A 20,998-nucleotide genomic window follows, 5' to 3' on the forward strand; every position below is an offset into this window, starting at 1 on the left:
TCAGCTTCCCTGACCGATGGCGGCGTCTTCGAAGAAGTAGTCCTGCCAGGTGGCCGGTTTGTTTTTGATGGCACCGACCCGCTGCAGGAAGTCCGCCAGCGGGTAGGTGTTGGTGGGGGTGACGGTGAACTGGTACTGCTCGTTGTCGATGATCTTCAGCAACTCTTCGCGGCTGATCTTGGCGCCGGTGACGCGGATGTAGGTGTCCGCCGCGGCGCCCTTGTCGTTCTGGGCGAACGCGGCCGCCTCGGCCAGCGCGGCGACGAAGGCCTTGTAGGTCTTGGGGTTGTCGTTGCGGAATTTCTCGGTGGCATACAGCACCGTCGGCGAGTTCGGGCCGAGCAGCTCGTAGGTGTCGAGCACCACGTGTACGTTGGGGTTCTCCAGCGCCTGGTTCTGGAACGGCGGGTTGGAGAAATGCCCGGTCAGCTCGGTACCGCCCGATTTCAGCGCGGCGGTGGCATCCGGATGCGGCAGCGCCAGGGTGTACTTGTCCAGGCGGTTGTACTGGTCGTCGCCCCACTGCTTGGCGGCCGCGTACTGCAGGAAGCGCGACTGTACCGACACCCCCACCGCCGGCACGGCGATGCGATCCTTCTCGGTGAAGTCGGCGATGGTCTTGACCTTGGGATTGTTGCTCACCAGGTAATAGGGGAAGTTGCCCAGCGAGGCCACGCCCTTGACGTTCTGCCGGCCGTGGGTGCGGTCCCAGACCGTGAGCAGCGGGCCGATGCCGGCGCCGGCGATATCGATGGCACCGGACAACAGCGCGTCGTTGACCGCCGAGCCACCGGACAGCTGCTGCCAGTCGACCTTGATATCCAGGCCCTCGGCCTTGCCGTGCTTCTCGATCAACTGTTGGTCACGCACCACGTTGAGCAGCAGGTAGACGATGCCGAACTGCTCGGCGATGCGGATCTGCCCTTCGGCGTGGGCGCTCGCTGGCACGGCCAGGCTGCCAGCCAGCAGGCCCAGGCCGATGCCGCCGAGCAGGCGGCCGAAGCGCGGAATGAAAGGAAAGCCTTTGCCTGACGACATGGCGTTGCTCCGTGAAAAAAGGTTCGCGAATGAAGGGCGGACGGCTCAGAACGGCACGTCGCCCTGGATGGTCGTGCGGTGCATGCGTCGGCGCAGGTGGCTTGGGCAGCCTGTAGCCAGGTGGATCAGTGCGCGGTTGTCCCAGAACACCATGTCGTTCGCTTGCCACTGGTGGCGGTAGATGAACTCGGGCTTCGCGCTGTGGGCGTAGAGCTCGGCGAGGATCTGGCGGCTCTCGTCCTCGGGGATGTCGAGGATGTGGGTGGTGAAGTTCTCGTTGACGAACAGCCCCTTGCGCCCGGTTTCCGGGTGGGTGCGCACCACCGGATGGACCACCGCCTTGACCTCGGCCAGTTGCGCCTCGGTCAGCGTCGGCCGGCGAATGCCCTTGAACACTTCATCGGCGTAGCGGGCGGTATAGGAATGCGCGGCGCGCTTGCCATCGATGGCCTGGCGCAGTTCCGCCGACAGGGTTTCATAGGCCAGTTGCTGGCTGGCGAACAGCGTATCGCCGCCCTCCTCCGGCAGTTCCTGGGCCAGCAGCATGGAGCCCAGGCTGGGGAATTCCTTGTAGGACAGGTCGGAGTGCCAGAACTTGCCGGCATCGCCCAGGCCGATCGGCTGACCGTTCTCCTTGATGTTGGAGATGATGAAGATTTCCGGGTGATCGGCCAGCAGGAACTGCTTGAGCACGTGGATCTGCAACGGACCGAAGCGGCGGCTGAAATCGATCTGCTGTTGCGGGGTGATGCGCTGATCGCGGAATACCAGCAGGCCGTGGTCAAGGTGGGCGCGATGGACACGGGCGAAATCCGCGTCGTTCAGCGGCCGACTGAGATCCAGGCCGACGATCTCGGCACCGACGGCCGCATCAAACGGGCGTACGTCGAAATCCTGAGTTGGCTGGCTGGGGGCGGGGTTCAGGGACACGGCAGACATGGGCGTAGCTCCACACGTAAGCGCCACGCGGGCGCTGCTCGTTCAAAGGCAGGTGTTCGCACCTGTATTCGTTCGTGCGGCGTGCCGGTTGGCCGGCAGGTACGCATGTGGCTAACTTTATAAGCATAAGAACTTATATTTAAATACCCTTTAAGAATAAACTTATGGCATTTCGACAGCCCCGCCTTCAGTGCCTTGCCCAGCAGGCATGCAGCCAGCGCGCCGCGGCATCCAGGGCGAAGCCGAGTACGCCGATCAGCAGCACCATGGCCATCAGTTCCGAATAGGCCAGGCGGTCGCGGGTATCGAGGATGTAGTAGCCGAGGCCGGCGCTGACGCCGAGCATTTCGCAGGGCACCAGGACGATCCAGAGGATGCCGATGGCCAGGCGTACGCCGGTCAGGACATGGCCGACGATGCCCGGCAGGATCACCCGCAGCAGGGTTTCGCGGCGGGTGGCGCTGAGGCTGCGCGCCAGTTGCAGCCAGCGCGTGTCGAGCTGCTTCACCCCGGCCGCGGTGTTGAGCAGGATCGGCCAGACCGCGGCGAACGCCAGCAGGAAATAGATGGGCTGGTCGCCCACCCCCATGACCATGACCGCGATGGGCATCCACGACAGTGGCGAGATCATGCGCAGGAACTGGAACGCCGGCGTGGTCGCCCACTCCAGGCGACGCCAGCTGCCGACCAGCAACCCCAGCGGCACGCCGACCAGCAGCGCCAGACCAAGGCCGACCAGCACCCGACGCAGGCTGACCCAACTGTGTTCGTACAGTTCGCCGCGGGTCAGCAGCTCGGCGAGGCTGACCAGGGTCGCCTGGGGCGAGAACAGCGCGCTCAGCCCCTGGCCGCTGCCGAACACGGCCAGCAGCAGCCACCACAGGACGAACACCGCCAGCAACCCGGCGATGCCCAGACCCCATGCCTGCAATCGATTGCTCAAACGCTCAACTCCTCGCTGCGCTGATAACCGCCACCGATACCGAACGCCTGCAGCCCGCCAACAGCCTCCAGGCTGTGCCGGACGAAGCGCTCATCGACCAGATCCCGGGCGGTCTCGAGCGGGTCCAGGGCGGCGAGGAAGGCGTTGTTGCCTTCGATCAGGGTGTCCTTCAGGCGCCGTACCAGTTCCTCGGTGTAGCTGGGGAACGGATAAGGCTGAAAATCGATGCGCTGCTCGTCCCAGTCGCCATGGCGGATGGCACCGCTGTCCAGGTAGCCCTGGCGTTCACTAGCGGCGGGCGACAACACCCGGGACAGCACTTCCGGGGCGTGGGGCGTGTAGCGGTTGGCGCCCTCCTTGGACAGCAACTGGGCGGCCTCGGCGCGATGGTCGCGCGTCCACAGTTGCGCCTTGACGATGGCGTTGACCACCTTCTGCGACCACTCGGGGCGGTTGTTCAGATCGTGTTCGTGCATGAACACCACGCAACAGGCGTGGTTGCGCCACACATCGCCGGTGAAGCGCTGGATGCGCCCGACCTGCAGGTTCTCCGCCAGGGCGTTGAAGGGCTCGGCGACGATGTAAGCGGCGATGCGCTTGCTGGCCAGGGCTGGCGGCATATCCGAAGGCGCCAGGACGACCAGGCTCACCTCGTTGGCGGCGATGGCGCCATCCACGCCCTTGCTCACCGGCGTCAGGCCGCTGTCGCGCAGCAACTGCTGCACCACCACGTTATGGATCGAATACCAGAACGGGATGGCCACGGCCTTGCCGCCCAGCTGTTTCACATCGGTGATATCCGGCGCCACGGTCAGGCCCGAGCCGCCGACATGGTTCCAGGCCACCACCTTGGCCGGCACCCGGCTGCCATAGCGCGCCCAGACGGTCATCGGCGACAGCAGGTGGATGACGTTGACCTGCCCGGAGAGGAAGGCTTCGATGACCTGCGCCCAGCTGCGCAGCAGCACCGGACGTTCGGACTTGATGCCCTCGGCCTCGAACAGGCCATTGTTGTGCGCCACCAGCAGCGGCGTGGCGTCGGTGATCGGCAGGTAGCCGATGCGCACCGGCGCGTCGGGCTCGCTGGCGGCCCGCGCCTGCAAGCTGCTGAGCAAAGGCAATGCGCCGGCTGCGGTCAGCAGCGTGGCGAGTTTGAGAATGTCACGTCGGGAATGGGTGGGATCGTCCAGGCACATGCTGTGGCTCCTGCGAGGGTGAGGGGGCGTGATCGCGGCTCGCCCGCCGTAGGGTTTTGAGGATGTCGACGCGCAGGGCGCCAAGCTCGTCGACCAGATCCGCACGGGGGTGCGGCAGGTCGATGTGCCACTCGCCCAACGTGCGCGCCGGGGTGTCGCCCAGTAGCAGAATACGTTCGGAGAGCAGCAGCGCTTCATCGATGTCGTGGGTGATCAGCACGGCTGCGGTGCGCTGCTCACGGATGATCTTCAGCAGCAACTGCTGCATCTGCGTCCGGGTCACTTCGTCCAGGGCGCCAAAGGGTTCGTCGAGCAACAGCACATGGGGCTCGCGGGCCAGGCAACGGGCCAGCGCGGTACGCTGCGCCATGCCGCCGGACAACTCCGCCGGGTAGCGGCCGCAGGCCTGGCTCAGGCCCACCGCGGCGATGGCGCGGCCGATCAGCGCCTCGCGCTGTGCCGCATCACGACGGGGCTGCCGGCTGAAATCGAGGCCGAAGGCGACGTTCTTTTCCAGCGTCAGCCAGGGCAGCAGCGACGGATCCTGAAAGGCGACCGCCACTCGGGGATGAGGCCCGCGCAGGGTTTCGTCGAACAACGCCACCCTGCCCTGCTGGGGCTGCTGCAGCCCGGCCAGTACCCGCAGCAGGCTGGACTTGCCCACGCCGCTGGGGCCGAGAATGCTCACCACCTCGCCGGCCTGCAGGTCGAGCTGAAAATCCTCGAGCACCTGCTGCCAGCCCTTGCCCTGCGGGTAAGCGAGGCCGATGTCCCGCGCTTGCAACACCGTGCTCACGCCGACACCTGCGCCGCGTTCTTCTGCAGCTCGGCGCGCAGTTGCACCAGGCTGGGGGTGACCACCGGCACGAAGGCCGATTCCCGCCAGCGTCTGGCGAAACCGTCGCCATGGGGTTGCAGATAGGCGCGCCCACCGCTGGCCTGCAGTTCCAGTTGCAGTGCCTCGGCGACGCGCTCGGCCAGGCCGATGCGCAGGGCGAACAGCGCCGATGGCTGGGCGAGGAAGGTGCCGTCATGCAGCCCTTGCTCCAGGCGCAGGCGTTCGAGGCTCAGGGTGCTCGCCAGTTGCTCGTATTCGTCATGCAGGATCGAACGCTGCGCCAGCGCACCGCGCACTTCGGCCAGCGCGCGCTGTGCCAGGCCGATCGACAGCCCGCACTGCAGGCCGAGAAAGGCCGGACGTACCTGCGGCAGAAAGCGCCGCGCATCGGCGGCGATCAGCCATTCACGCTGCAGATGCGCCTGCTGCAAGTGCAACGCGGCGGTGTTGCTGGACTGCAGGCCGAGCAGTTGCAGGTCCGCACTGCGCTCGACCCCGGCCAGGTCACCCGGGAACGCCGCCACGAACGGCTGGGCACCCGGCAGATCGATGGCGGCGGCCACCACGAAACCGCTCTTGCGCAGATTGGTGACCCAGGGCAGTCGTCCATTCAGGGTCCAGCCGTCGCTGCCGGGTGTGGCGCTGACGCCCAGTTCCTCGATGCCCGACAGATACTTCATGGCGTTCGACAGCCCGGTGGCGCCGGCCTGTTCGCCATCGAGCAGCGCCGGTAGCAGGCGCTCGCTCAGCGCCGGGTTGTCGCCCTGCAGCAGGTACTCGATGAAGGCGCGCTGGCCCCAGAACACGAAGGCGGCCGTCAATGAATGGCTGGCCACATCGGCCACCGCGCGCAAGGCATCGACCACATGGCCGCCCTCGCCGCCCAGCGCTTTCGGCACGCCAAGGCGCAGCACGCCGGCAGCCGCCAGTTGCGGCAGCACGGCCTGCGCATCGCACTGGCCGCAGTCCAGCGCCCCGGCCTGTTCGTCGAGCCAGCGGCTCAGGTTGGCATCCAGCATGGTGAAATCTCCTCTGCCGCTAATGGGCACCTCTAAAAGCGTTGACGAGGCAGTCAGCGCAAGGCAAAACAGGCGAAAAAGCGCAGTTTACGAGTTGTAAATGAGCATTTTGAGCGTGTTTTTAACGCAGCGATGACAACGTAGGTAGTTTTTAGAGGGGCCTCAGGCGCCGGCCTGATCCCAGCGGTATTGCTCCAGTTCCGGGTTCAGCGGCGTGTGGGCGAAACTGTTGGCGAAGTTGCACAGGGTGGCCAGGCTCACCCCGAGAATCACCTCCAGGGCCTGGCTCTCGCTGAAGCCGGCCTCGAGAAATGCCTGGTAGGCCGCATCGCTGACATTGCCGCGGGTGGCGATGACGTCGCGGGTGAACTGGGCCAGCCTTTCGTAACGGGCATCCGGCAACTCGCCGCGGGCACGCAGCGCCTCGACCACCTCGGCAGGCAGCCTGGCCTTGTTGCGGGCGACCGCCGTGTGGCCGGCAACGCAGAAGGCACAGCCGTGCGTGGTTGCGGCGATCAGCTGGATCACCTCGCGTTCGGCGAGGCTCAGGCTGGCCTTGCCATTCAGCCCGGAGACGGTGACGTAGGTTTCCAGTGCGGCCGGCGCATTGGCCAGCACCGCCAGCAGGTTGGGAACGAATCCGGAAGCGGCCTGGGCGTTGCGCAGAAAGGGCTGGGCCTCTACGGGAGCGGTTTCCACGGTATGCAAGGTCACGCGAGACATGGGATAACTCCTGGGTTGAACGAATTGCCTGCCATTTTCTTGGTTATAAAAACGTCCAACAATATGAGAAAGTCGCTATCACTTGCTCTTGAGTCTTTTCATTAGATGAATTCGTCGACTGCCCCTTTTGAATGGTTATTAGAGAACCTCGAGCTGGACGCCAGCCTGTTCCATGTCGGCCGCTATTGCGGCAACTGGCAGGCCAGCACCCATGGCCTGGCTCGCGCCAGCTTTCACCTGCTGGTTCAGGGCGAGTGCTGGCTGCACTTCGACGATGGCAGCCAGCCGCTCGCCCTGCTGGGCGGCGACGCGGTGTTCCTGCTACGGGACATGGCCTATCGGCTGTCCAACGAGGCGCACGCCGAGGCTGCCCGTTGCAGCCCGCGTGGCAGCATGCAGCCATTGACGGAAACGCGTGATGGCGTCGCCCTGGTCTGCGGCTTCTTTCATTTCCGCCCCGGGCTGAGCAGTCTGGTCCTGCAGGCGCTGCCGAGCTTTCTGGTGCTGCGGGCCGGGGATCCTTCGCTGAGTGCGGCACGCCGCCTGTTCGAGCTGATCCTGGCCGAATGCGAGCGTGACGATGGCCCCTCGGGGGCCTTTCTCGAGCGCCTCAGCCACCTGCTGTTTCTCTATGTACTGCGCGAACAGGGCCAGGCCGAACACCTCGGCGGCCTGCTCGGTATCGCTCGCCACCCGCAGTTCAGCACGCTGCTCGAGCAACTGATCGCCCGCCCCGAGCACAACTGGTCGATGCAGGAGATGGCGGTGCACAGCGGGCTATCGCGTTCGGCATTCTGCAAGCGTTTCCAGGAACTGTCCGGTACTTCGCCCGGACAGATGCTGATCAGCCTGCGGGTTCGCCTGGCCTGCAGCCTGCTCAAGCAAGGGCTGGCGGTCGCCGACGTGGCCGAGGCCGTCGGCTACCAGTCGGTAGCCGCCTTCACCCGCGCCTTCGCCAAGGTCAGCGGCGTATTGCCGGGTGCCTACCGCAAGCAGTTCCTCTGAACGATCGGGCCTGAGACGGCAAAAAAATGCCGACACGAAGAACTCCGTGTCGGCAAGAACGGTATGAGCCATGCGTCGCTCGAACCGTCGTGGCGCGGTCGAATCTCAGAACGCCGGAACCACGGCGCCCGAGTATTTCTGTTCGATGAAGGCCTTGACCTCGGGGCTGGTCAGCGCGTCGGCGAGTTTCTTCAGGGCTTCGCTGTCCTGGTTGTCGGGGCGGGCCACCAGGTAGTTCACGTACGGCGAATCCTTGTCCTCGAGCACCAGGGCGTCTTCGGTCGGATTGAGTTTGGCTTCCAGCGCGTAGTTGGTGTTGATCAGCGCCAGGTCGACCTGATCCAGCACGCGCGGCAGCATGGCCGCTTCCAGCTCCCTGAACTTGAAGTTGTGCGGGTTGCTCGCCAGATCCTTCGGCGTGGCCTGTATGTTGCTCGGGTCCTTGAGGGTCAGCAGGCCAGCGTGTTGCAGCAGTTGCAGGGCGCGGCCGCTGTTGCTGGCTTCGTTGGGGATGGCGATGGTGGCGCCATCCGGCAGGTCCTTCAGGCTCTTGTACTTGCTGGAATAGCCGCCAAAGGGCTCGACATGCACGCCCTTGACGATCACCAGGTGGGTGCCGCGGCTTTCGTTGAAACCGTCCAGGTAAGGTTTGGTCTGGAAGTAGTTGGCGTCCAGCTGCTTCTGCTCGACCTGCAGGTTCGGTTGTACGTAGTCGGTGAACACGCGTATCTGCAGATCGACGCCCTGCTTGGCCAGTTGCGGTTTGATCAGTTCGAGGATTTCGGCGTGGGGCACCGGCGTGGCGGCGACGCTGAGCTTTTCGGCGGCCAGGGCCGTAGCGCTCGTCAGGACGGTGGCCAATGCGGCCAGCAGAAGCGTTTTCTTCATGATTGTTCTCATTCTGGGCGCGCCTGGATCAACAGGCGCACGTATCGATTGGAACCGATGCGGGTAGCTCGGCGAAGCTGACGATACGGAGAACTTTTATTCCAATAAAATACTTTTAAATTATTTTTATATTCTTTTATTGAATATAAACAGGTGCTCAAGAGGTTGTGTTTCAGGCTGCCCCCTCTACAGTGAACCCATACCTTCCCTGCCCCTCTGCGAATCCCCATGATCAGCGAAGCCCTGAGCCGCTTTCCCCGTCTCGACCTGGTTCCCCAACCAACCCCCTTGCAGCGCCTCGAGCGCCTCTCCCGGCACCTGGGTCGGGACGTGCATATCAAGCGCGATGACCTGACGCCCTTCGCCCTCGGTGGCAACAAGGCGCGCAAACTGGAATTCCTCGGCGCTGACGCCCTGGGCCGGCAAGCCGATACCCTGATCACCGCCGGCGCCATCCAGTCCAACCACGTGCGTCAGACCGCCGCCCTGGCCGCCCAGCTGGGGCTGGCCTGCCTGGCGCTGCTGGAAAACCCCATCGCCAGCGCAGACCCCAACTACCTGCATAACGGCAACCGCCTGCTGCTCGAGTTGTTCGCTACCCGGGTCGAGGCGGTCGCCAGCCTGGACGATGCCGATGGCTTGCTGGCGGCCAGGGCCGAACGCCTGCGCGCGACCGGCAAGCGCCCTTACGTGGTTCCCATCGGTGGCTCCAATGCTCTGGGCACGCTGGGCTACGTCAAGGCCGGGCTGGAGCTGGCCGAGCAGATCAGCGCCGCCGGGATGGCCGTCAGCGCTGTAGTGCTGGCCTCCGGCAGTGGCGCCACCCACGCCGGTGTGGCGTTGGCCCTGGCCCATGTCCTGCCGCAGGTGAAGGTGATCGGCGTCACGGTGTCGCGCAGTGCCGACGCCCAGCGCCTGAAAGTCGCCGGGCTGGTGCAGCGCAGCGCCGAACTGCTCGGCATCGACGTGCCCGAGACGCTGCACCTCGAATTGTGGGACGGCTACTTCGCCCCCCGCTACGGCGAGCCGAACGCGGGCACCCTGGATGCCATTCGCCTGCTGGCGGGCAGCGAAGGCCTGTTGCTCGACCCGGTCTATACCGGCAAGGCCTTCGCCGGCCTGCTCGATGGCCTGCGAACAGGCACACTCGCCGGCGATGGTGCGCTGGTCTTTCTGCATACCGGAGGCTCGCCGGCCCTCTTCGCCTACCACCCGAGCATGCTGAGCTAGACACGTCGAAACAGAAACGAATATGCAAATAATTTTTTAGTATTTTAATGCATATAAATAGGCCCTTAGAGTCATGCCTTTCAACGTCTTCGAAAAACGGCTATCGGGTAACGACAGCTATAAAGCCGCAAAGAGCGCTGAAGGCTGGACGAGAAGATCAACGCCGCATTTCGTCCAGCCTCAAGCCTCCAGCGCTCTTCTCGGCTGTTACCCCTCAGTTGCCAACATGTTGAAAGGCATGGCCCTTAGAGTTGCCGCACATTTGCCCACCACCCCACGAGGCTTACCCATGAAGTTTGCAATGTTGCGTCGCCATTTCCTGATTGGTAGCCTGGGCCTCGCCCTGTCCGCCGGCTTCGGCAGCCCTGCCTTCGCCGCCGACGACCTGCTGCAACAGATCCAGCAGAAAGGCACCCTCAAGGTCGGCCTGGAAGGCACCTACCCTCCGTTCAACTTCCAGGACGAGAGCGGCAAGCTGACCGGCTTCGAGGTCGAATTCGCCGAGGCCCTGGGCAAGCAACTGGGGGTCAAGGTCGAGTTCCAGCCGACCAAGTGGGACGGCATCCTCGCGTCGCTGGAGTCCAGGCGCCTGGACGTGGTGATCAACCAGGTGACCATCTCCGAAGAGCGCAAGAAGAAATACGACTTCTCCACGCCCTATACCGTCTCCGGTATCCAGGTGCTGACCCGTAAAGGCCGGGAAGGCGAGTTCGGCAAACCCGAAGACCTCAATGGCAAGAAGGTCGGTGTGGTGCTGGGCACCAACTACGAACAATGGCTGAAGGACAACGTGCCCCAGGCCGATATCCGCACCTACGACGATGACGCCACGCGCAACCAGGATGTCCGCGTCGGCCGTCTCGATGCCATCCTCGGCGACCGCCTGGCGGCCTTCGAGCTGATCAGCAAGACCGGCGACACCCTGGCCGTGGCCGGCGCGCCCTTCGCCCCCCAGGAAGCCGGCATCGCCCTGCGCAAGGGCAATCCGCAACTGCTGGCGGCGCTCGACGAGGCCATCGCCAAGCTGCGCGCCGACGGCACCCTGCAGGCGATCTCGGAAAAATGGTTCCAGGCTGACGTCACGCAATGATCGAAGCGAGCCTGCAGCTTGCGCTGGACTCCGCGCCCTTCCTGCTCAAGGGCGCCTTCTATACGGTGGTGCTGAGCCTCGGCGGCATGTTCTTCGGCCTGCTGCTCGGCTTCGCGCTGGCGCTGATGCGCCTGTCGCCGCTGAAGCTCCTGTCCTGGACGTCACGCATCTACGTGTCGTTCTTTCGCGGCACCCCGCTGCTGGTGCAGCTGTTCATGATCTATTACGGTCTGCCGCAACTGGGGATTCAACTCGAGCCCTTGCCGGCCGCGCTGATCGGTTTTTCATTGAACATGGCCGCGTACGTCTCGGAGATCCTGCGCGCCGCCATCGCCTCCATCGACCGTGGCCAGTGGGAAGCGGCCGCCAGTATCGGCATGAGCAAGACCCAGACCATGGTTCGCGCGATCCTGCCGCAGGCGGCGCGTACCGCGCTGCCGCCACTGGGCAACAGCTTCATCTCGCTGGTCAAGGACACGGCCCTGGCCGCCACCATCCAGGTGCCGGAACTGTTCCGCCAGGCGCAGTTGATCACCGCGCGGACCTTCGAGATCTTCACCATGTACCTGGCCGCGGCGCTGATCTACTGGCTGCTCGCCACGGTGCTGGCGCACCTGCAAAGCCGTCTCGAAGAGCGGGTCAACCGCCATGAGCAGGATGCCTGATGTTCTCTAGCGCGCAGTACGAGGTCCCTTCATGATCACCGTGCGTAACCTGACCAAGTCCTTCAAGGGCCAGACCGTCCTCAACGGGATCGACTTGAACATCGAGCCGGGCGAAGTGGTGGCCATCATCGGCCCCAGCGGGTCGGGCAAGACCACCCTGCTGCGTTGCCTCAACCTGCTGGAAGTGCCGGATGGGGGCACGATTCGGGTCGGCGACATCGAAATCGATGCGTCGCGTCCGCTTGGCCCGCAGCAGACATTGATCCGCAGATTGCGCCAGCATGTGGGCTTCGTGTTCCAGAACTTCAATCTGTTTCCCCATCGCAGCGCCCTGGAGAACGTCATCGAAGGCCCGGTGGTAGTCAAGAAGGAAGACCCCAAGGCCGCTGCCGAACGCGGGCGCCGACTGCTGGCCAAGGTCGGTCTGGCGGGCAAGGAGGATGCCTACCCCAAGCGCCTCTCCGGCGGCCAGCAACAGCGGGTGGCCATCGCCCGGGCGCTGGCCATGGAGCCCGATGTGATCCTGTTCGACGAGCCCACTTCCGCACTCGACCCTGAGCTGGTCGGCGAAGTGCTGGCGACCATCCGTGCCCTGGCCGAGGAGCAGCGTACGCTGGTCATCGTCACCCACGAGATGAGCTTCGCCCGCGACGTGGCCAACCGGGCGATCTTCATCGACCAGGGCTCGATAGTCGAGCAAGGCGACGCCCGCGAGCTGTTCAGCGCACCGCAGCATGAGCGTACACGGCAGTTTCTCAGCAAGTTTCTCGGCGATGCCCTGAAGTGACCGTGCCACCCAACAGTCATAACGGATAATAGGTGTCCCACAAACGGTTGCGAAACCTGTTGGTGGGATCCAGCTGGCGTTTGAGTACGAAGTATTCCGGTGCCCGCGGGTAAGCCTGCAGAAATTGCTCGCGGCTGGCATGAATCTGATAAGGCAGGTAGTGCCGCCCCCCGCAGCGCAATGCGGCGGCGATCAGGTCCTGCGTCCAGGCCGCAGCTTTGCGCCGTTCGCTGTCCGAGCTGCCCTGGCGGTAGTAGAGCACCAGGGCGAAGACTTCCTCGGGAGCCCAGCTCAGCAAGGTATCGGTATCGGCCTTGGCATGGCGAATGGAGACATTGATCAGCGTGGCCTGGTGCTGATGAGTCAGGCGCGCCAGCTCGCCGATGAAACGCTCCAGCTGTGCCGGCGGCACGAAATACTCTTGCAGCACATAGCTGAAGCCGGGGCCTGATATCGGCTCCAGCTCGCTGACGTCGAGACTGGCCTCATGGTTACGCCATTGCACCTTGGGGCTGCGAAACAACAGCGGGTCGAGCGCCGCTTCACGCAGCCTGATGCCCGGGGATGATCCGCTCAGACGAATCCCCGCGCGCTGCAACTGGCTACCCTGCTGCCTGGGGCTCAGCCGCTCCCCCTCCGTCAGTGCTGCTTCGGTACGCCGGTAGGACACGGCCCGCACCGTGGAAAAGTCATCGGGATAGAGAATGCCGTTGTGCATCACCAGATCCGCCTGGGAGTCGACCTCGCGATAGAACCAGGGGCGATAGTCCTGCAGCGACATGACCTGGCTTTCCCGGACGATCCGGGTGTTCTCCACCAGGCCCAGCGTGGCTTCGACTATCACCCCCAGGCCACCGTAGCCGCCAATCACACCATGGAACAGAGCGGCGTTGTGGCTCGGGCTGGCGTCCACCACGCTGCCATCGGCGAGCACCACACGGATGGCCCGCACCGAACCGACGATTGGCCCTTCACCCACGTAACGGCCATGCACGTTGACCGACAGCGAGCCGCCCACCGTGAAGTTGGCGTAGGACTGCATGATCTGCGGCGAGAGATGGTACGGGTCGATGTGCTCGAGTATGGCCCGCCAGGTGATGCCGCTCTGCACGCGAATCTCGCGACGCTCGGCGGAGAACTCGAGCACCTGATCGAGGCCACGCATGTCCAGTTGCAGCGCGCCGTCCGTGGCCGCCTGCCCACCCATGCTGTAAAGACCGCCGCCGATACTGATCGGCCCGGCATGGCCGCGCAACGCATCGACGACATCCTGCTCGCTTCGTGGCACGACGACCCGCTCGACCACGACGGGGTTGAGGCCGGTCACGTCATTGACCACCTCCCGAGCGGCAACGCCCAGGCTCAGCAGGCACAGACACAGGAGCAAACGATGCATAGACCTTCCTTGGCGAACACAAATGGGGACAGGAATTATGTGAACAGCCCGCCGATCCTTGATGTCAGTCGCGGTCGAGCAGGTGAAACCGGGGCAACGAAAAATGCCAGCGAATAGCGGCCAGGCGAATCGTCAGCACCACCAGCATGGAAACGCCGGTATCCAGCCAGTGTGGCGTTTCCAGCATGCGCAGCAGCACGAAGGTTAGCGCACCGGCCAGGCAGGCGGTGGCGTAGATTTCCTTCTGGAAGATCAGCGGGATCTCGTTGCAGATCACATCGCGCATCACCCCGCCGGCCACCCCGGTCATCACCCCCATGATCACCGCCGTGCTGGACGGCATGGCATACTGCAGGGCTACCTCGGTGCCGATCACGGTGAACACCGCCAGGCCGAAGGCGTCGGCGATCAGCAGGCCCTTCTCGTGGATCGGCCGGGTCAGCCGCACCCAGATCACCGTGGCGACCGCCGCCACCGAGGCGACGACGATATAGGTGTCGTCGCGGATCCAGCTGACCGGGTGGTTGTCCAGGATCAGGTCGCGCAAGGTGCCGCCACCCAGGGCGGTGATGATGGCGATCACCAGCACGCCGAACAGGTCCATGGACTTGCGCCCGGCCATCAGCGCGCCGGTGATGGCGAACACCGCGACGCCGAACAGGTCGGCGAAGTAGAAGAGTTGGGCCATGTCGCGCTCAGTTCAGCGGCGTGTGCAGCGGCGTGCGCAGCGGCGTGCGCAGGGTGACGAACTCTTCCGCCGCGGTCGGGTGCACGCCGAGGGTGTCATCGAACACCTGCTTGGTGGCGCCGGCCTTGAGCGCCACCGCCAGGCCCTGAACGATCTCCCCGGCCTCGGGACCGACCATATGACAGCCGAGCACGCGATCGCTGTCGGCATCGACCACCAGCTTCATCAGGGTGCGCTCGCTGGATTCGGTCAGGGTCAGCTTCATCGGCCGGAAGCGGCTCTCGAAGATGCGCACCTTGTGTCCGGCTTCGCGGGCCTGTTCCTCGGTCAGGCCCACCGTGCCGACGCTCGGCAGGCTGAACACGGCGGTCGGAATGTTCCGGTAGTCGACCTTGCGGTACTCCTCGGGCTTGAACAGGCGCCGGGCCACGGCCATGCCCTCGGCCAGCGCCACCGGGGTCAGTTGCACGCGGCCGATCACGTCGCCAATGGCCAGGATCGACGGGGCCTTGGTCTGGTACTGATCGTCGACCTCGATATAGCCCTTGTCGTCCAGGGTCACGCCGGTGTTTTCCAGGCCCAGGTTGTCCAGCATCGGGCGGCGGCCGGTGGCGTAGAAGATGCAGTCGGCCTGCAGCGCGCGGCCATCCTTGAGGGTGGCCTGCAGGCTGCCATCGGCCTGTTTGTCGATCCGCGCGATATCGCTGTTGAACTGGATATCCAGCCCACGTTTGCCAAGCTCCTCGTGCAAGTGCTTGCGCACCGCGCCATCGAAGCCGCGCAGGAACATGTCACCGCGGTACAGCAGCGCGGTCTCGGCCCCCAGGCCATTGAAGATCGAGGCGAACTCCACGGCGATATAGCCGCCACCGACCACCAGGATGCGCCGCGGTAGCTGCTCCAGGTAGAACGCCTGGTTGGAGTCGATCGCATGCTCGCGCCCGGGAATGGCGGGAATGTGCGGCCAGCCACCGGTGGCGATGAGGATGCGTTCGGCGCTGTAGCGCTTGCCGTCCAGTTCCACGCTATGCGCGTCGAGCAGGCGTGCGTGGCCCTCGAGCAGGGTCACGCCACTGTTCACCAGCAGGTTGCGATAGATGCCGTTGAGCCGTTCGATCTCGCGGTTCTTGTTGGCGATCAGCGTCGGCCAGTCGAAGCGGCTCTCGGCGAGCGTCCAGCCGAAGCCCCTGGCCTGTTCGAAGTCATCGGCGAAGTGGGCACCGTAGACCAGCAGTTTTTTCGGCACGCAGCCGACATTGACGCAGGTGCCGCCCAGGTAGCGGCTCTCGGCCACCGCCACACGGGCACCATAACCGGCGGCGAAACGTGCAGCCCGCACACCACCGGACCCGGCGCCGATTACAAACAGGTCGAAATCGTAGGTCATCACAGCCCTCCTGAACAGGCGCCCAGCATACCCCAAACAGGCCACGCTGCCCGCCTGTGGCGCGGCATGAAGCGAACGGATACGGCAAACTTATCGCCGCCGAAAGCGGTCTGCACAAGAACGGCAACAGCCAAGCACAGGAGCCCGAGCATGCGCCCCACCCTCACCCACCTGGCCCTGCACGTACCGGACCTGCAGGCCTGTATCGCCTTCTACGAGGACTTCTGCGGCATGCGGGTCATTCATCGGCGCCCCGGCAAGGGCGCGAGCATCGTGTGGATGGCCGAACCCGGCAAGGAGCGGGATTTCATCTTCGTCATCATGCCCGGCGGCGAGCCGCGGCAACTGGCCGCCAACGACTACAGCCATTTCGGCTTCGCCCTGCAGAGCCGCGAGCAGGTCGACGCCATCGCCGCCAAGGCCGAAGCCGCCGGCTGCCTGATCTGGGCGCAGCGCGACGAGCCCTACCCGGTCGGCTATTACTGCGGCGTCCGCGACCCCGCTGGCCACTACATCGAGTTCAGCTACGGCCAGCCGCTGGGCCCGGGCGCCGAGCAGGTCAGCCCTAGTTGAAGACGAAGAAGCCGCCCGCAGGCCGGTCGGAGCAGGAAGCGCCTACGGAAGAGCGAAAAACCGCCGCTCGTGTAGGCGCGTCGGCCTCGGCGTGATGCGATGGTGGCATCGCACAAAACGTGTCACGGCCAGCAATCGCCGCGGGGTCGCGGCTCCTACAGGGCCAGGGCAAAGCGCCTTTTGCGGGCCAAACGCTTGGCCCGCAGGCGGAAAAACCGGATCAGTACTTGCCGGTCTTGTACAGGTTCTCGAAGCAGAAGTTGGTGGCCTCGATATAGCCTTCGGCACCACCGCAGTCGAAGCGCTGGCCCTTGAACTTGTAGGCCAGCACGCAGCCGTCCCGTGCCTGCTTCATCAGCGCGTCGGTGATCTGGATCTCGCCGCCCTTGCCCGGCTCGGTCTGGGCGATCAGGCCGAAGATGTCCGGCGTAAGGATATAGCGGCCGATGATCGCCAGGTTCGACGGCGCCTCTCCGGGCTTGGGCTTCTCGACCATGCTGTTCACCCGGAAGATATCGTCACGGATCATCTCGCCGGCGATCACCCCGTACTTGTGGGTTTCTTCCGGCGGTACTTCCTGGATCGCCACGATCGAGCAACGGAACTGGTTGTACAGCTTGACCATCTGCTTCAGCACGCTGTCGCCTTCGAGGTTCAGGCACAGGTCGTCGGCCAGCACCACGGCGAAGGGCTCGTCGCCGATCAGCGGACGGCCGCAGAGGATCGCGTGGCCCAGGCCCTTCATCTCGATCTGGCGCGTGTAGGAGAAGCTGCATTGGTCGATCAGGCGACGGATGCCGACCAGGTACTTTTCCTTGTCGGTATTACGGATCTGCTGTTCCAGCTCGTAGCTGATATCGAAGTGATCCTCCAGCGCCCGCTTACCACGCCCGGTGACCATGGCGATCTCATTGAGGCCCGCCGACAGCGCTTCCTCCACGCCATACTGGATCAACGGCTTGTTGACCACCGGCAGCATTTCCTTGGGCATGGCCTTGGTCGCCGGGAGAAAACGGGTGCCGTAGCCGGCGGCGGGAAACAAGCATTTCTTGATCATTGGAAAGCCCCACACGGAGAGAGTGAACGACGCCGACGCAGTTTATCAGGACGCCGATGGCTTACAACGAACGGCAGAAAACGCGTCAAACGTTCAGCGCCCAGGATAGTCACAACTAATGACATCCCATGACAGCCACAAGCGAGGTCTGCATGTCCATCGACCACGATCTGAAAAAAGAAGTTCTCACCCGCCTGCTACACGCCCATCCAGCCGGCCTGGGCAAGGAAGTGCTGGACAATTTCCGCGGCGAGCACGCCGTCGCCGCCATGCTCAGGCATCTGCAGGAGGGCGGGCTCATTCATGACGGCAGCGTGTCGAGCGCCGCAGAGGAACAGGTCATCCACTACCCCATCAAACTCAGCGCCTCAGGCGTCGAAGCCGCCAAGCTTGTCGATGTCTGAGCCTCGTTGACGTCGCGCAGCGACGGCCCGCGTAGCGACCGCCAGGGATGGCAGGCCCATAAAAAAACCCAGCCATCGGCTGGGTTTTCGGCATGGTGCCCCGAGCCGGAATCGAACCGGCAAGACCTCACGGTCGGCAGATTTTAAGTCTGCTGTGTTTACCAATTTCACCATCGGGGCTTTGGTAAAACGCGAGGGCTGGACTATATACACCCCCACGCGCCCCTGCAAGGTCGATACCGGCAATAAAAAGCTCCGCAAATCAGTGATCTACGGAGCCCGTTTAGAGACCTGGTGAGAGCCGGCGCCGATGGTCGGGGCCTATGCAAGTAACGTTTCCGTCAGGCAGGCAGCCCTGGGGCGAGCATCGATTACTTGCTGCTGCGACCCAGCAACAGGCCGATCAGCAAGCCGAAACCCGAGGCCACAGCGACGGACGTCCACGGATTGCTCTCGATGCGATCCTGAGCGTTTTCGAGGGTTTCACGACCCAGTTCCACGGCTTCCTTGCCTTTCTCGCTGATCGAGCCCTTGGCCTCGTTGAGCAGCGCGATGACTTTTTCGCGAGCCTCGTTAGCCTTGTCGCCCGAGAAGGACTCAGCATCACCCAGCGCCTTGCTGGCTTGATCCAGCAGCTTCTTCAGCTCCTTGGTGCTCTCGTTCTGAAACTGTTCCAGTCCTGCTTCCAGTGAAGTCTTACGAGCCATGGTGATACTCCATAAAAAGTGATTGACCTCCATTTGGAAGGCCTACTGTTGACGATAGTTCAGGCTGTTTGCAGTTCGTTCAGGAATCGAGCCGAATCACGCCGGTATGCGCCGTGTACTCGCCCGCCATGCCGCGCACCCGGGCCCTCAGGTCGAAAGGCATGCTGGGCTTGAAGGTCACGGCATGACCGATCAGCCGGCCAGCGTCATCGACCCGTTCGGTTTCATCCTCCATCCAGGTTTCCAGCTCATCGACCGAGAGCCCGAGTTCATCGGCAAGGAGCGAGTGGTAGCGTTCCAGGTCGTAGTTGTCGAATTTTCCACCATCCATCGTGCAATCCTCCGCAAGCCTGTAGTGCTAGCTATGGCTGTACGAAAAACCACCAGTTCACTATGAATGACGGACTGCAGCCGAAACTCAGGCATCGCGCCTGGCGTTTCTGCCGATTGACCACGGCACAGCCCGGAATGCCTAGCCCAGTTTGTGCAGGTCGCTGCCTGAATTGAGGGTGCGCAGATCCTGGCGCAGTTGCAGCACGAGCGCGGAGATCTGCCGAGAGGACGACAACTCGGAACGGGATATGCCGGTGACATTCAGGTAAACCTGGGCAGTGACCGGATCCCTCACCTGGATGGTCACCGACTCACTGGAGTCGATGGTGCAATGGCAGACCAGGGGCAGAAACGCGCATTCGACGATGCGTCGTTGCTCGAGCACGGACATCATCCTGAGAACTCCTTTCTCGTGTTCATGGATAGGCAAGTCTAGCTCGCGAATGCATTCCGTCCTGGGACATTTTGTCTCAGCGCCTGGCCAGTTCTACGCCAGAATCGAGACGGGGGCCCGGCCGGTATAGCGAGCGCAACGGCATGTTCCGCCCCGAATGAGAACGAGCCGGCATGGCGCAAGTGTCCCGGTTGTAGTGCTCCATAGGCTGGACAAGAATGCTCGTCTCGATCAATAAAGGAAGGCTCTCCGATGCTCTCTGCCCTCTTCGACCGCCTCTTCAAGCGAACGCCGAGCCCCGAGCGCTTCGCCCGGTTGTTTATCGCCGCCGCTCGCAAGGCCGGTTACCGCGGTGAACTCGAGTTCGAGCCCGACGAGTTCCGTGTGTCGCACGACAATGGTTCGTTCTTCAACCTGCACAATGCCTACCATGCCTACAACAAGGCGGGCCGAGCGGAGCGCGACAACGTCCTGCAAGGCTTTGCCAGCACGCTGATGAGTGCCGGAGCGACAAGTGACCTGGACTTCGAGCAGGCCCGCCCCCTACTGCGCCCCATCGTGCGCAACCGGGGAATGCTCGAAGAGATTCGCCTGCACCATGTCCACAGCGAGGGCTGGGATAAGCCATACCCGATGCACTATCGGCCATTCGGTGAAGACTGCATGGTCCTGCTGGCCATCGACCAGCCCGAAGCCACCTCGACACTCACCCAGGGCCCACCCGAAGCATGGGGGATAAGCCTCGATGAAGCCCTCGCCATCGCATGCACCAACCTGCGCGACGACACGCCTGACGCTTTTGCCGAAGTAGCGCCCGGCGTCTTCCGCGGTGCCTGGGCAGATGCCTACGACACCAGCCGCGTCCTGCTTCCTGACGTATTGCAGCGCGTCGCGGTGCGTGGTCGGCCGGTGTTCATGCTGCCCACGCGCGACGTGCTGCTGGTCTCCGGTGACCGTGACGAGGCAGGCCTGGGACACATGCTGGATCTGAGTCATGAAGCCGTCAACGATGGCCGCTGCGTGTCAGCGCTGCTGTACACCTATGAAAACTCGAGCATAACGACCTACGAACCCGAGCAAGCGGCGCACCGCCAGCGCCGCGACGACCTGCGCCGGCTGATCGAGTACGGCAACTACGGCATGCAGAAACAATTCCTGGAAAAGATCCATGCGCGCAACGGGCATGACATCTTCGTTGCCAGTTACCTGCTCTACGAACTGGAGGCAGACAGCGGCCGCACCTTCTCCATGTGCACCTGGACCCGCGATGTGGATACCTCGCTGCCCCACGCCGACCGCCTTGTGCTGGTCATGCCCAGAAACGAGGAAGAGGCCGACACCCTGGTGGTCGGTTGGGAGGAAGCCATATCGGTACTCGGTGAGTTGCTCGAACCCGAGCACGATATGTTCCCGCCACGCCTGCTCACCCGCGGCTTCCCCAGCGCCGAGCAGCTTGCTCGGCTTACGCCCCTGTAGGGCCCGCCTGGCTGGCATTCAAACTCGGGGGGGACGCTCACCGGCGCAATGGAAAAAGCCCCGCAAGCACGAGCTTGCGGGGCTTTCTGTTTGGAGGCTGAGGTCGGAATCGAACCGGCGTTCACGGATTTGCAATCCGGTGCATAACCACTCTGCTACTCAGCCTTGAAACTGAACGGGCCGTACTGGACGGCCCGTTGAAACCGGAGCGGGAAGTCAGAC

Annotated in this window: 23 protein-coding genes and 2 tRNA genes; 8 read left to right on the forward strand and 17 right to left on the reverse strand. The window is 63.8% G+C overall.

The window, feature by feature from the left end; genetic code table 11:
- The 7 genes from DNK34_RS00720 to DNK34_RS00755 all read right to left on the reverse strand — a co-directional run bounded on the left by DNK34_RS00720 (position 1) and on the right by DNK34_RS00755 (position 6,696).
- On the reverse strand, positions 1 to 1,038 hold the full coding sequence (locus DNK34_RS00720) for an ABC transporter substrate-binding protein (RefSeq protein WP_131174247.1): 1,038 nt from the start codon (positions 1,036 to 1,038) through the stop codon (positions 1 to 3).
- Between the two features lie 45 nt (positions 1,039 to 1,083).
- Positions 1,084 to 1,977, reverse strand: coding sequence for a TauD/TfdA dioxygenase family protein (locus DNK34_RS00725; protein WP_131174246.1), 894 nt, complete (start codon positions 1,975 to 1,977; stop codon positions 1,084 to 1,086).
- A 187-nt stretch (positions 1,978 to 2,164) separates the two neighbouring features.
- Positions 2,165 to 2,920, reverse strand: coding sequence for an ABC transporter permease (locus DNK34_RS00730; protein ID WP_131174245.1), 756 nt, complete (start codon positions 2,918 to 2,920; stop codon positions 2,165 to 2,167).
- Complete coding sequence (locus DNK34_RS00735; RefSeq protein ID WP_131174244.1) at positions 2,917 to 4,116, reverse strand: ABC transporter substrate-binding protein; 1,200 nt, start codon at positions 4,114 to 4,116, stop codon at positions 2,917 to 2,919. Before DNK34_RS00735 ends, DNK34_RS00730 begins: the two co-directional genes overlap by 4 nt.
- Positions 4,082 to 4,912 carry an ABC transporter ATP-binding protein gene (locus DNK34_RS00740; RefSeq protein WP_131174243.1) on the reverse strand — a complete coding sequence of 277 codons (831 nt, stop codon included), beginning with the start codon at positions 4,910 to 4,912 and terminating at the stop codon, positions 4,082 to 4,084. The genes DNK34_RS00735 and DNK34_RS00740 overlap by 35 nt, the downstream gene beginning before the upstream one ends.
- Entirely contained in the window at positions 4,909 to 5,973 is a 1,065-nt protein-coding gene (locus DNK34_RS00745; RefSeq protein ID WP_131174242.1) for an acyl-CoA dehydrogenase family protein, read from the reverse strand. Before DNK34_RS00745 ends, DNK34_RS00740 begins: the two co-directional genes overlap by 4 nt.
- A gap of 162 nt (positions 5,974 to 6,135) precedes the next feature.
- Positions 6,136 to 6,696 carry a carboxymuconolactone decarboxylase family protein gene (locus DNK34_RS00755; protein WP_131174241.1) on the reverse strand — a complete coding sequence of 187 codons (561 nt, stop codon included), beginning with the start codon at positions 6,694 to 6,696 and terminating at the stop codon, positions 6,136 to 6,138.
- A gap of 105 nt (positions 6,697 to 6,801) precedes the next feature.
- On the opposite strand from DNK34_RS00755, the gene DNK34_RS00760 reads away from it, so the two are divergent.
- Positions 6,802 to 7,701: an AraC family transcriptional regulator gene (locus DNK34_RS00760; RefSeq protein WP_131174240.1), complete on the forward strand. Its 900-nt coding sequence runs from the start codon at positions 6,802 to 6,804 to the stop codon at positions 7,699 to 7,701.
- A 105-nt stretch (positions 7,702 to 7,806) separates the two neighbouring features.
- Here the strand turns inward: DNK34_RS00760 and DNK34_RS00765 are convergent, their stop codons facing one another.
- Positions 7,807 to 8,589 carry a MetQ/NlpA family ABC transporter substrate-binding protein gene (locus DNK34_RS00765; protein ID WP_131174239.1) on the reverse strand — a complete coding sequence of 261 codons (783 nt, stop codon included), beginning with the start codon at positions 8,587 to 8,589 and terminating at the stop codon, positions 7,807 to 7,809.
- 228 nt (positions 8,590 to 8,817) lie between these two features.
- Between DNK34_RS00765 and DNK34_RS00770 the strand changes: the two genes are divergently transcribed.
- The 4 genes from DNK34_RS00770 to tcyN all read left to right on the forward strand — a co-directional run bounded on the left by DNK34_RS00770 (position 8,818) and on the right by tcyN (position 12,361).
- A complete protein-coding gene (locus DNK34_RS00770) occupies positions 8,818 to 9,819 on the forward strand; it encodes a D-cysteine desulfhydrase (protein ID WP_131174238.1) in 1,002 nt (333 codons plus the stop codon).
- 289 nt (positions 9,820 to 10,108) lie between these two features.
- Positions 10,109 to 10,909, forward strand: a complete 801-nt coding sequence (tcyJ, locus tag DNK34_RS00775; protein WP_131174237.1) for a cystine ABC transporter substrate-binding protein — start codon at positions 10,109 to 10,111, stop codon at positions 10,907 to 10,909.
- Positions 10,906 to 11,574 carry a cystine ABC transporter permease gene (gene tcyL / locus DNK34_RS00780; protein WP_131174236.1) on the forward strand — a complete coding sequence of 223 codons (669 nt, stop codon included), beginning with the start codon at positions 10,906 to 10,908 and terminating at the stop codon, positions 11,572 to 11,574. Before tcyJ ends, tcyL begins: the two co-directional genes overlap by 4 nt.
- A gap of 31 nt (positions 11,575 to 11,605) precedes the next feature.
- Positions 11,606 to 12,361 (forward strand): L-cystine ABC transporter ATP-binding protein TcyN, encoded by a 756-nt coding sequence (gene tcyN / locus DNK34_RS00785; protein ID WP_131174235.1) that lies wholly within the window; start codon positions 11,606 to 11,608, stop codon positions 12,359 to 12,361.
- Between the two features lie 16 nt (positions 12,362 to 12,377).
- On the opposite strand, the gene DNK34_RS00790 is transcribed toward tcyN, so the two are convergent.
- The 3 genes from DNK34_RS00790 to gorA form a co-directional block, all read right to left on the reverse strand.
- Complete coding sequence (locus DNK34_RS00790; RefSeq protein ID WP_131174234.1) at positions 12,378 to 13,757, reverse strand: FAD-binding oxidoreductase; 1,380 nt, start codon at positions 13,755 to 13,757, stop codon at positions 12,378 to 12,380.
- A 64-nt stretch (positions 13,758 to 13,821) separates the two neighbouring features.
- Positions 13,822 to 14,445 (reverse strand): trimeric intracellular cation channel family protein, encoded by a 624-nt coding sequence (locus DNK34_RS00795; protein WP_131174233.1) that lies wholly within the window; start codon positions 14,443 to 14,445, stop codon positions 13,822 to 13,824.
- A gap of 7 nt (positions 14,446 to 14,452) precedes the next feature.
- Entirely contained in the window at positions 14,453 to 15,832 is a 1,380-nt protein-coding gene (gene gorA, locus DNK34_RS00800) for a glutathione-disulfide reductase (RefSeq protein ID WP_131174232.1), read from the reverse strand.
- Positions 15,833 to 15,982: 150 nt separating this feature from the next.
- On the opposite strand from gorA, the gene DNK34_RS00805 reads away from it, so the two are divergent.
- Positions 15,983 to 16,405, forward strand: coding sequence for a VOC family protein (locus DNK34_RS00805; RefSeq protein ID WP_131174231.1), 423 nt, complete (start codon positions 15,983 to 15,985; stop codon positions 16,403 to 16,405).
- A 220-nt stretch (positions 16,406 to 16,625) separates the two neighbouring features.
- On the opposite strand, the gene galU is transcribed toward DNK34_RS00805, so the two are convergent.
- Entirely contained in the window at positions 16,626 to 17,462 is an 837-nt protein-coding gene (gene galU / locus DNK34_RS00810; RefSeq protein WP_131174230.1) for a UTP--glucose-1-phosphate uridylyltransferase GalU, read from the reverse strand.
- 152 nt (positions 17,463 to 17,614) lie between these two features.
- Between galU and DNK34_RS00815 the strand changes: the two genes are divergently transcribed.
- Positions 17,615 to 17,866 carry a hypothetical protein gene (locus DNK34_RS00815; protein ID WP_131174229.1) on the forward strand — a complete coding sequence of 84 codons (252 nt, stop codon included), beginning with the start codon at positions 17,615 to 17,617 and terminating at the stop codon, positions 17,864 to 17,866.
- Positions 17,867 to 17,959: 93 nt separating this feature from the next.
- Here DNK34_RS00815 and DNK34_RS00820 read toward each other — a convergent pair.
- The 4 genes from DNK34_RS00820 to DNK34_RS00835 form a co-directional block, all read right to left on the reverse strand.
- Positions 17,960 to 18,046, reverse strand: a tRNA-Leu gene (locus DNK34_RS00820).
- Positions 18,047 to 18,237: 191 nt separating this feature from the next.
- Positions 18,238 to 18,606: an ElaB/YgaM/YqjD family protein gene (locus tag DNK34_RS00825; RefSeq protein WP_131174228.1), complete on the reverse strand. Its 369-nt coding sequence runs from the start codon at positions 18,604 to 18,606 to the stop codon at positions 18,238 to 18,240.
- Positions 18,607 to 18,652: 46 nt separating this feature from the next.
- On the reverse strand, positions 18,653 to 18,904 hold the full coding sequence (locus DNK34_RS00830) for a hypothetical protein (protein WP_131174227.1): 252 nt from the start codon (positions 18,902 to 18,904) through the stop codon (positions 18,653 to 18,655).
- A 141-nt stretch (positions 18,905 to 19,045) separates the two neighbouring features.
- Complete coding sequence (locus DNK34_RS00835; protein WP_131174226.1) at positions 19,046 to 19,300, reverse strand: DUF1652 domain-containing protein; 255 nt, start codon at positions 19,298 to 19,300, stop codon at positions 19,046 to 19,048.
- Positions 19,301 to 19,552: 252 nt separating this feature from the next.
- Here DNK34_RS00835 and DNK34_RS00840 point away from each other — a divergent pair, with 252 nt between their 5' ends.
- A complete protein-coding gene (locus DNK34_RS00840; RefSeq protein WP_131174225.1) occupies positions 19,553 to 20,776 on the forward strand; it encodes a DUF1444 domain-containing protein in 1,224 nt (407 codons plus the stop codon).
- 91 nt (positions 20,777 to 20,867) lie between these two features.
- Here DNK34_RS00840 and DNK34_RS00845 read toward each other — a convergent pair.
- Positions 20,868 to 20,941: transfer RNA gene (locus DNK34_RS00845), tRNA-Cys, on the reverse strand.
- Positions 20,942 to 20,998 lie beyond the last annotated feature (57 nt).

The organism is Phytopseudomonas dryadis (genome assembly GCF_004327355.1).
In the GTDB taxonomy this organism is placed as follows: domain Bacteria; phylum Pseudomonadota; class Gammaproteobacteria; order Pseudomonadales; family Pseudomonadaceae; genus Aquipseudomonas; species Aquipseudomonas dryadis.

Bases quoted from the DNA above. Each gene is read 5' to 3' on its own strand.
- DNK34_RS00720 (WP_131174247.1), bottom strand. From the start codon at position 1,038: ATGTCGTCAGGCAAAGGCTTTCCTTTCATTCCGCGCTTCGGCCGCCTG.
- DNK34_RS00725 (WP_131174246.1), bottom strand. From the start codon at position 1,977: ATGTCTGCCGTGTCCCTGAACCCCGCCCCCAGCCAGCCAACTCAGGAT.
- DNK34_RS00735 (WP_131174244.1), bottom strand. From the start codon at position 4,116: ATGTGCCTGGACGATCCCACCCATTCCCGACGTGACATTCTCAAACTC.
- DNK34_RS00745 (WP_131174242.1), bottom strand. From the start codon at position 5,973: ATGCTGGATGCCAACCTGAGCCGCTGGCTCGACGAACAGGCCGGGGCG.
- DNK34_RS00755 (WP_131174241.1), bottom strand. From the start codon at position 6,696: ATGTCTCGCGTGACCTTGCATACCGTGGAAACCGCTCCCGTAGAGGCC.
- DNK34_RS00760 (WP_131174240.1), top strand. From the start codon at position 6,802: ATGAATTCGTCGACTGCCCCTTTTGAATGGTTATTAGAGAACCTCGAG.
- DNK34_RS00765 (WP_131174239.1), bottom strand. From the start codon at position 8,589: ATGAAGAAAACGCTTCTGCTGGCCGCATTGGCCACCGTCCTGACGAGC.
- DNK34_RS00770 (WP_131174238.1), top strand. From the start codon at position 8,818: ATGATCAGCGAAGCCCTGAGCCGCTTTCCCCGTCTCGACCTGGTTCCC.
- tcyJ (WP_131174237.1), top strand. From the start codon at position 10,109: ATGAAGTTTGCAATGTTGCGTCGCCATTTCCTGATTGGTAGCCTGGGC.
- tcyL (WP_131174236.1), top strand. From the start codon at position 10,906: ATGATCGAAGCGAGCCTGCAGCTTGCGCTGGACTCCGCGCCCTTCCTG.
- tcyN (WP_131174235.1), top strand. From the start codon at position 11,606: ATGATCACCGTGCGTAACCTGACCAAGTCCTTCAAGGGCCAGACCGTC.
- DNK34_RS00790 (WP_131174234.1), bottom strand. From the start codon at position 13,757: ATGCATCGTTTGCTCCTGTGTCTGTGCCTGCTGAGCCTGGGCGTTGCC.
- DNK34_RS00795 (WP_131174233.1), bottom strand. From the start codon at position 14,445: ATGGCCCAACTCTTCTACTTCGCCGACCTGTTCGGCGTCGCGGTGTTC.
- gorA (WP_131174232.1), bottom strand. From the start codon at position 15,832: ATGACCTACGATTTCGACCTGTTTGTAATCGGCGCCGGGTCCGGTGGT.
- DNK34_RS00805 (WP_131174231.1), top strand. From the start codon at position 15,983: ATGCGCCCCACCCTCACCCACCTGGCCCTGCACGTACCGGACCTGCAG.
- galU (WP_131174230.1), bottom strand. From the start codon at position 17,462: ATGATCAAGAAATGCTTGTTTCCCGCCGCCGGCTACGGCACCCGTTTT.
- DNK34_RS00815 (WP_131174229.1), top strand. From the start codon at position 17,615: ATGTCCATCGACCACGATCTGAAAAAAGAAGTTCTCACCCGCCTGCTA.
- DNK34_RS00825 (WP_131174228.1), bottom strand. From the start codon at position 18,606: ATGGAGGTCAATCACTTTTTATGGAGTATCACCATGGCTCGTAAGACT.
- DNK34_RS00830 (WP_131174227.1), bottom strand. From the start codon at position 18,904: ATGGATGGTGGAAAATTCGACAACTACGACCTGGAACGCTACCACTCG.
- DNK34_RS00835 (WP_131174226.1), bottom strand. From the start codon at position 19,300: ATGATGTCCGTGCTCGAGCAACGACGCATCGTCGAATGCGCGTTTCTG.
- DNK34_RS00840 (WP_131174225.1), top strand. From the start codon at position 19,553: ATGCTCTCTGCCCTCTTCGACCGCCTCTTCAAGCGAACGCCGAGCCCC.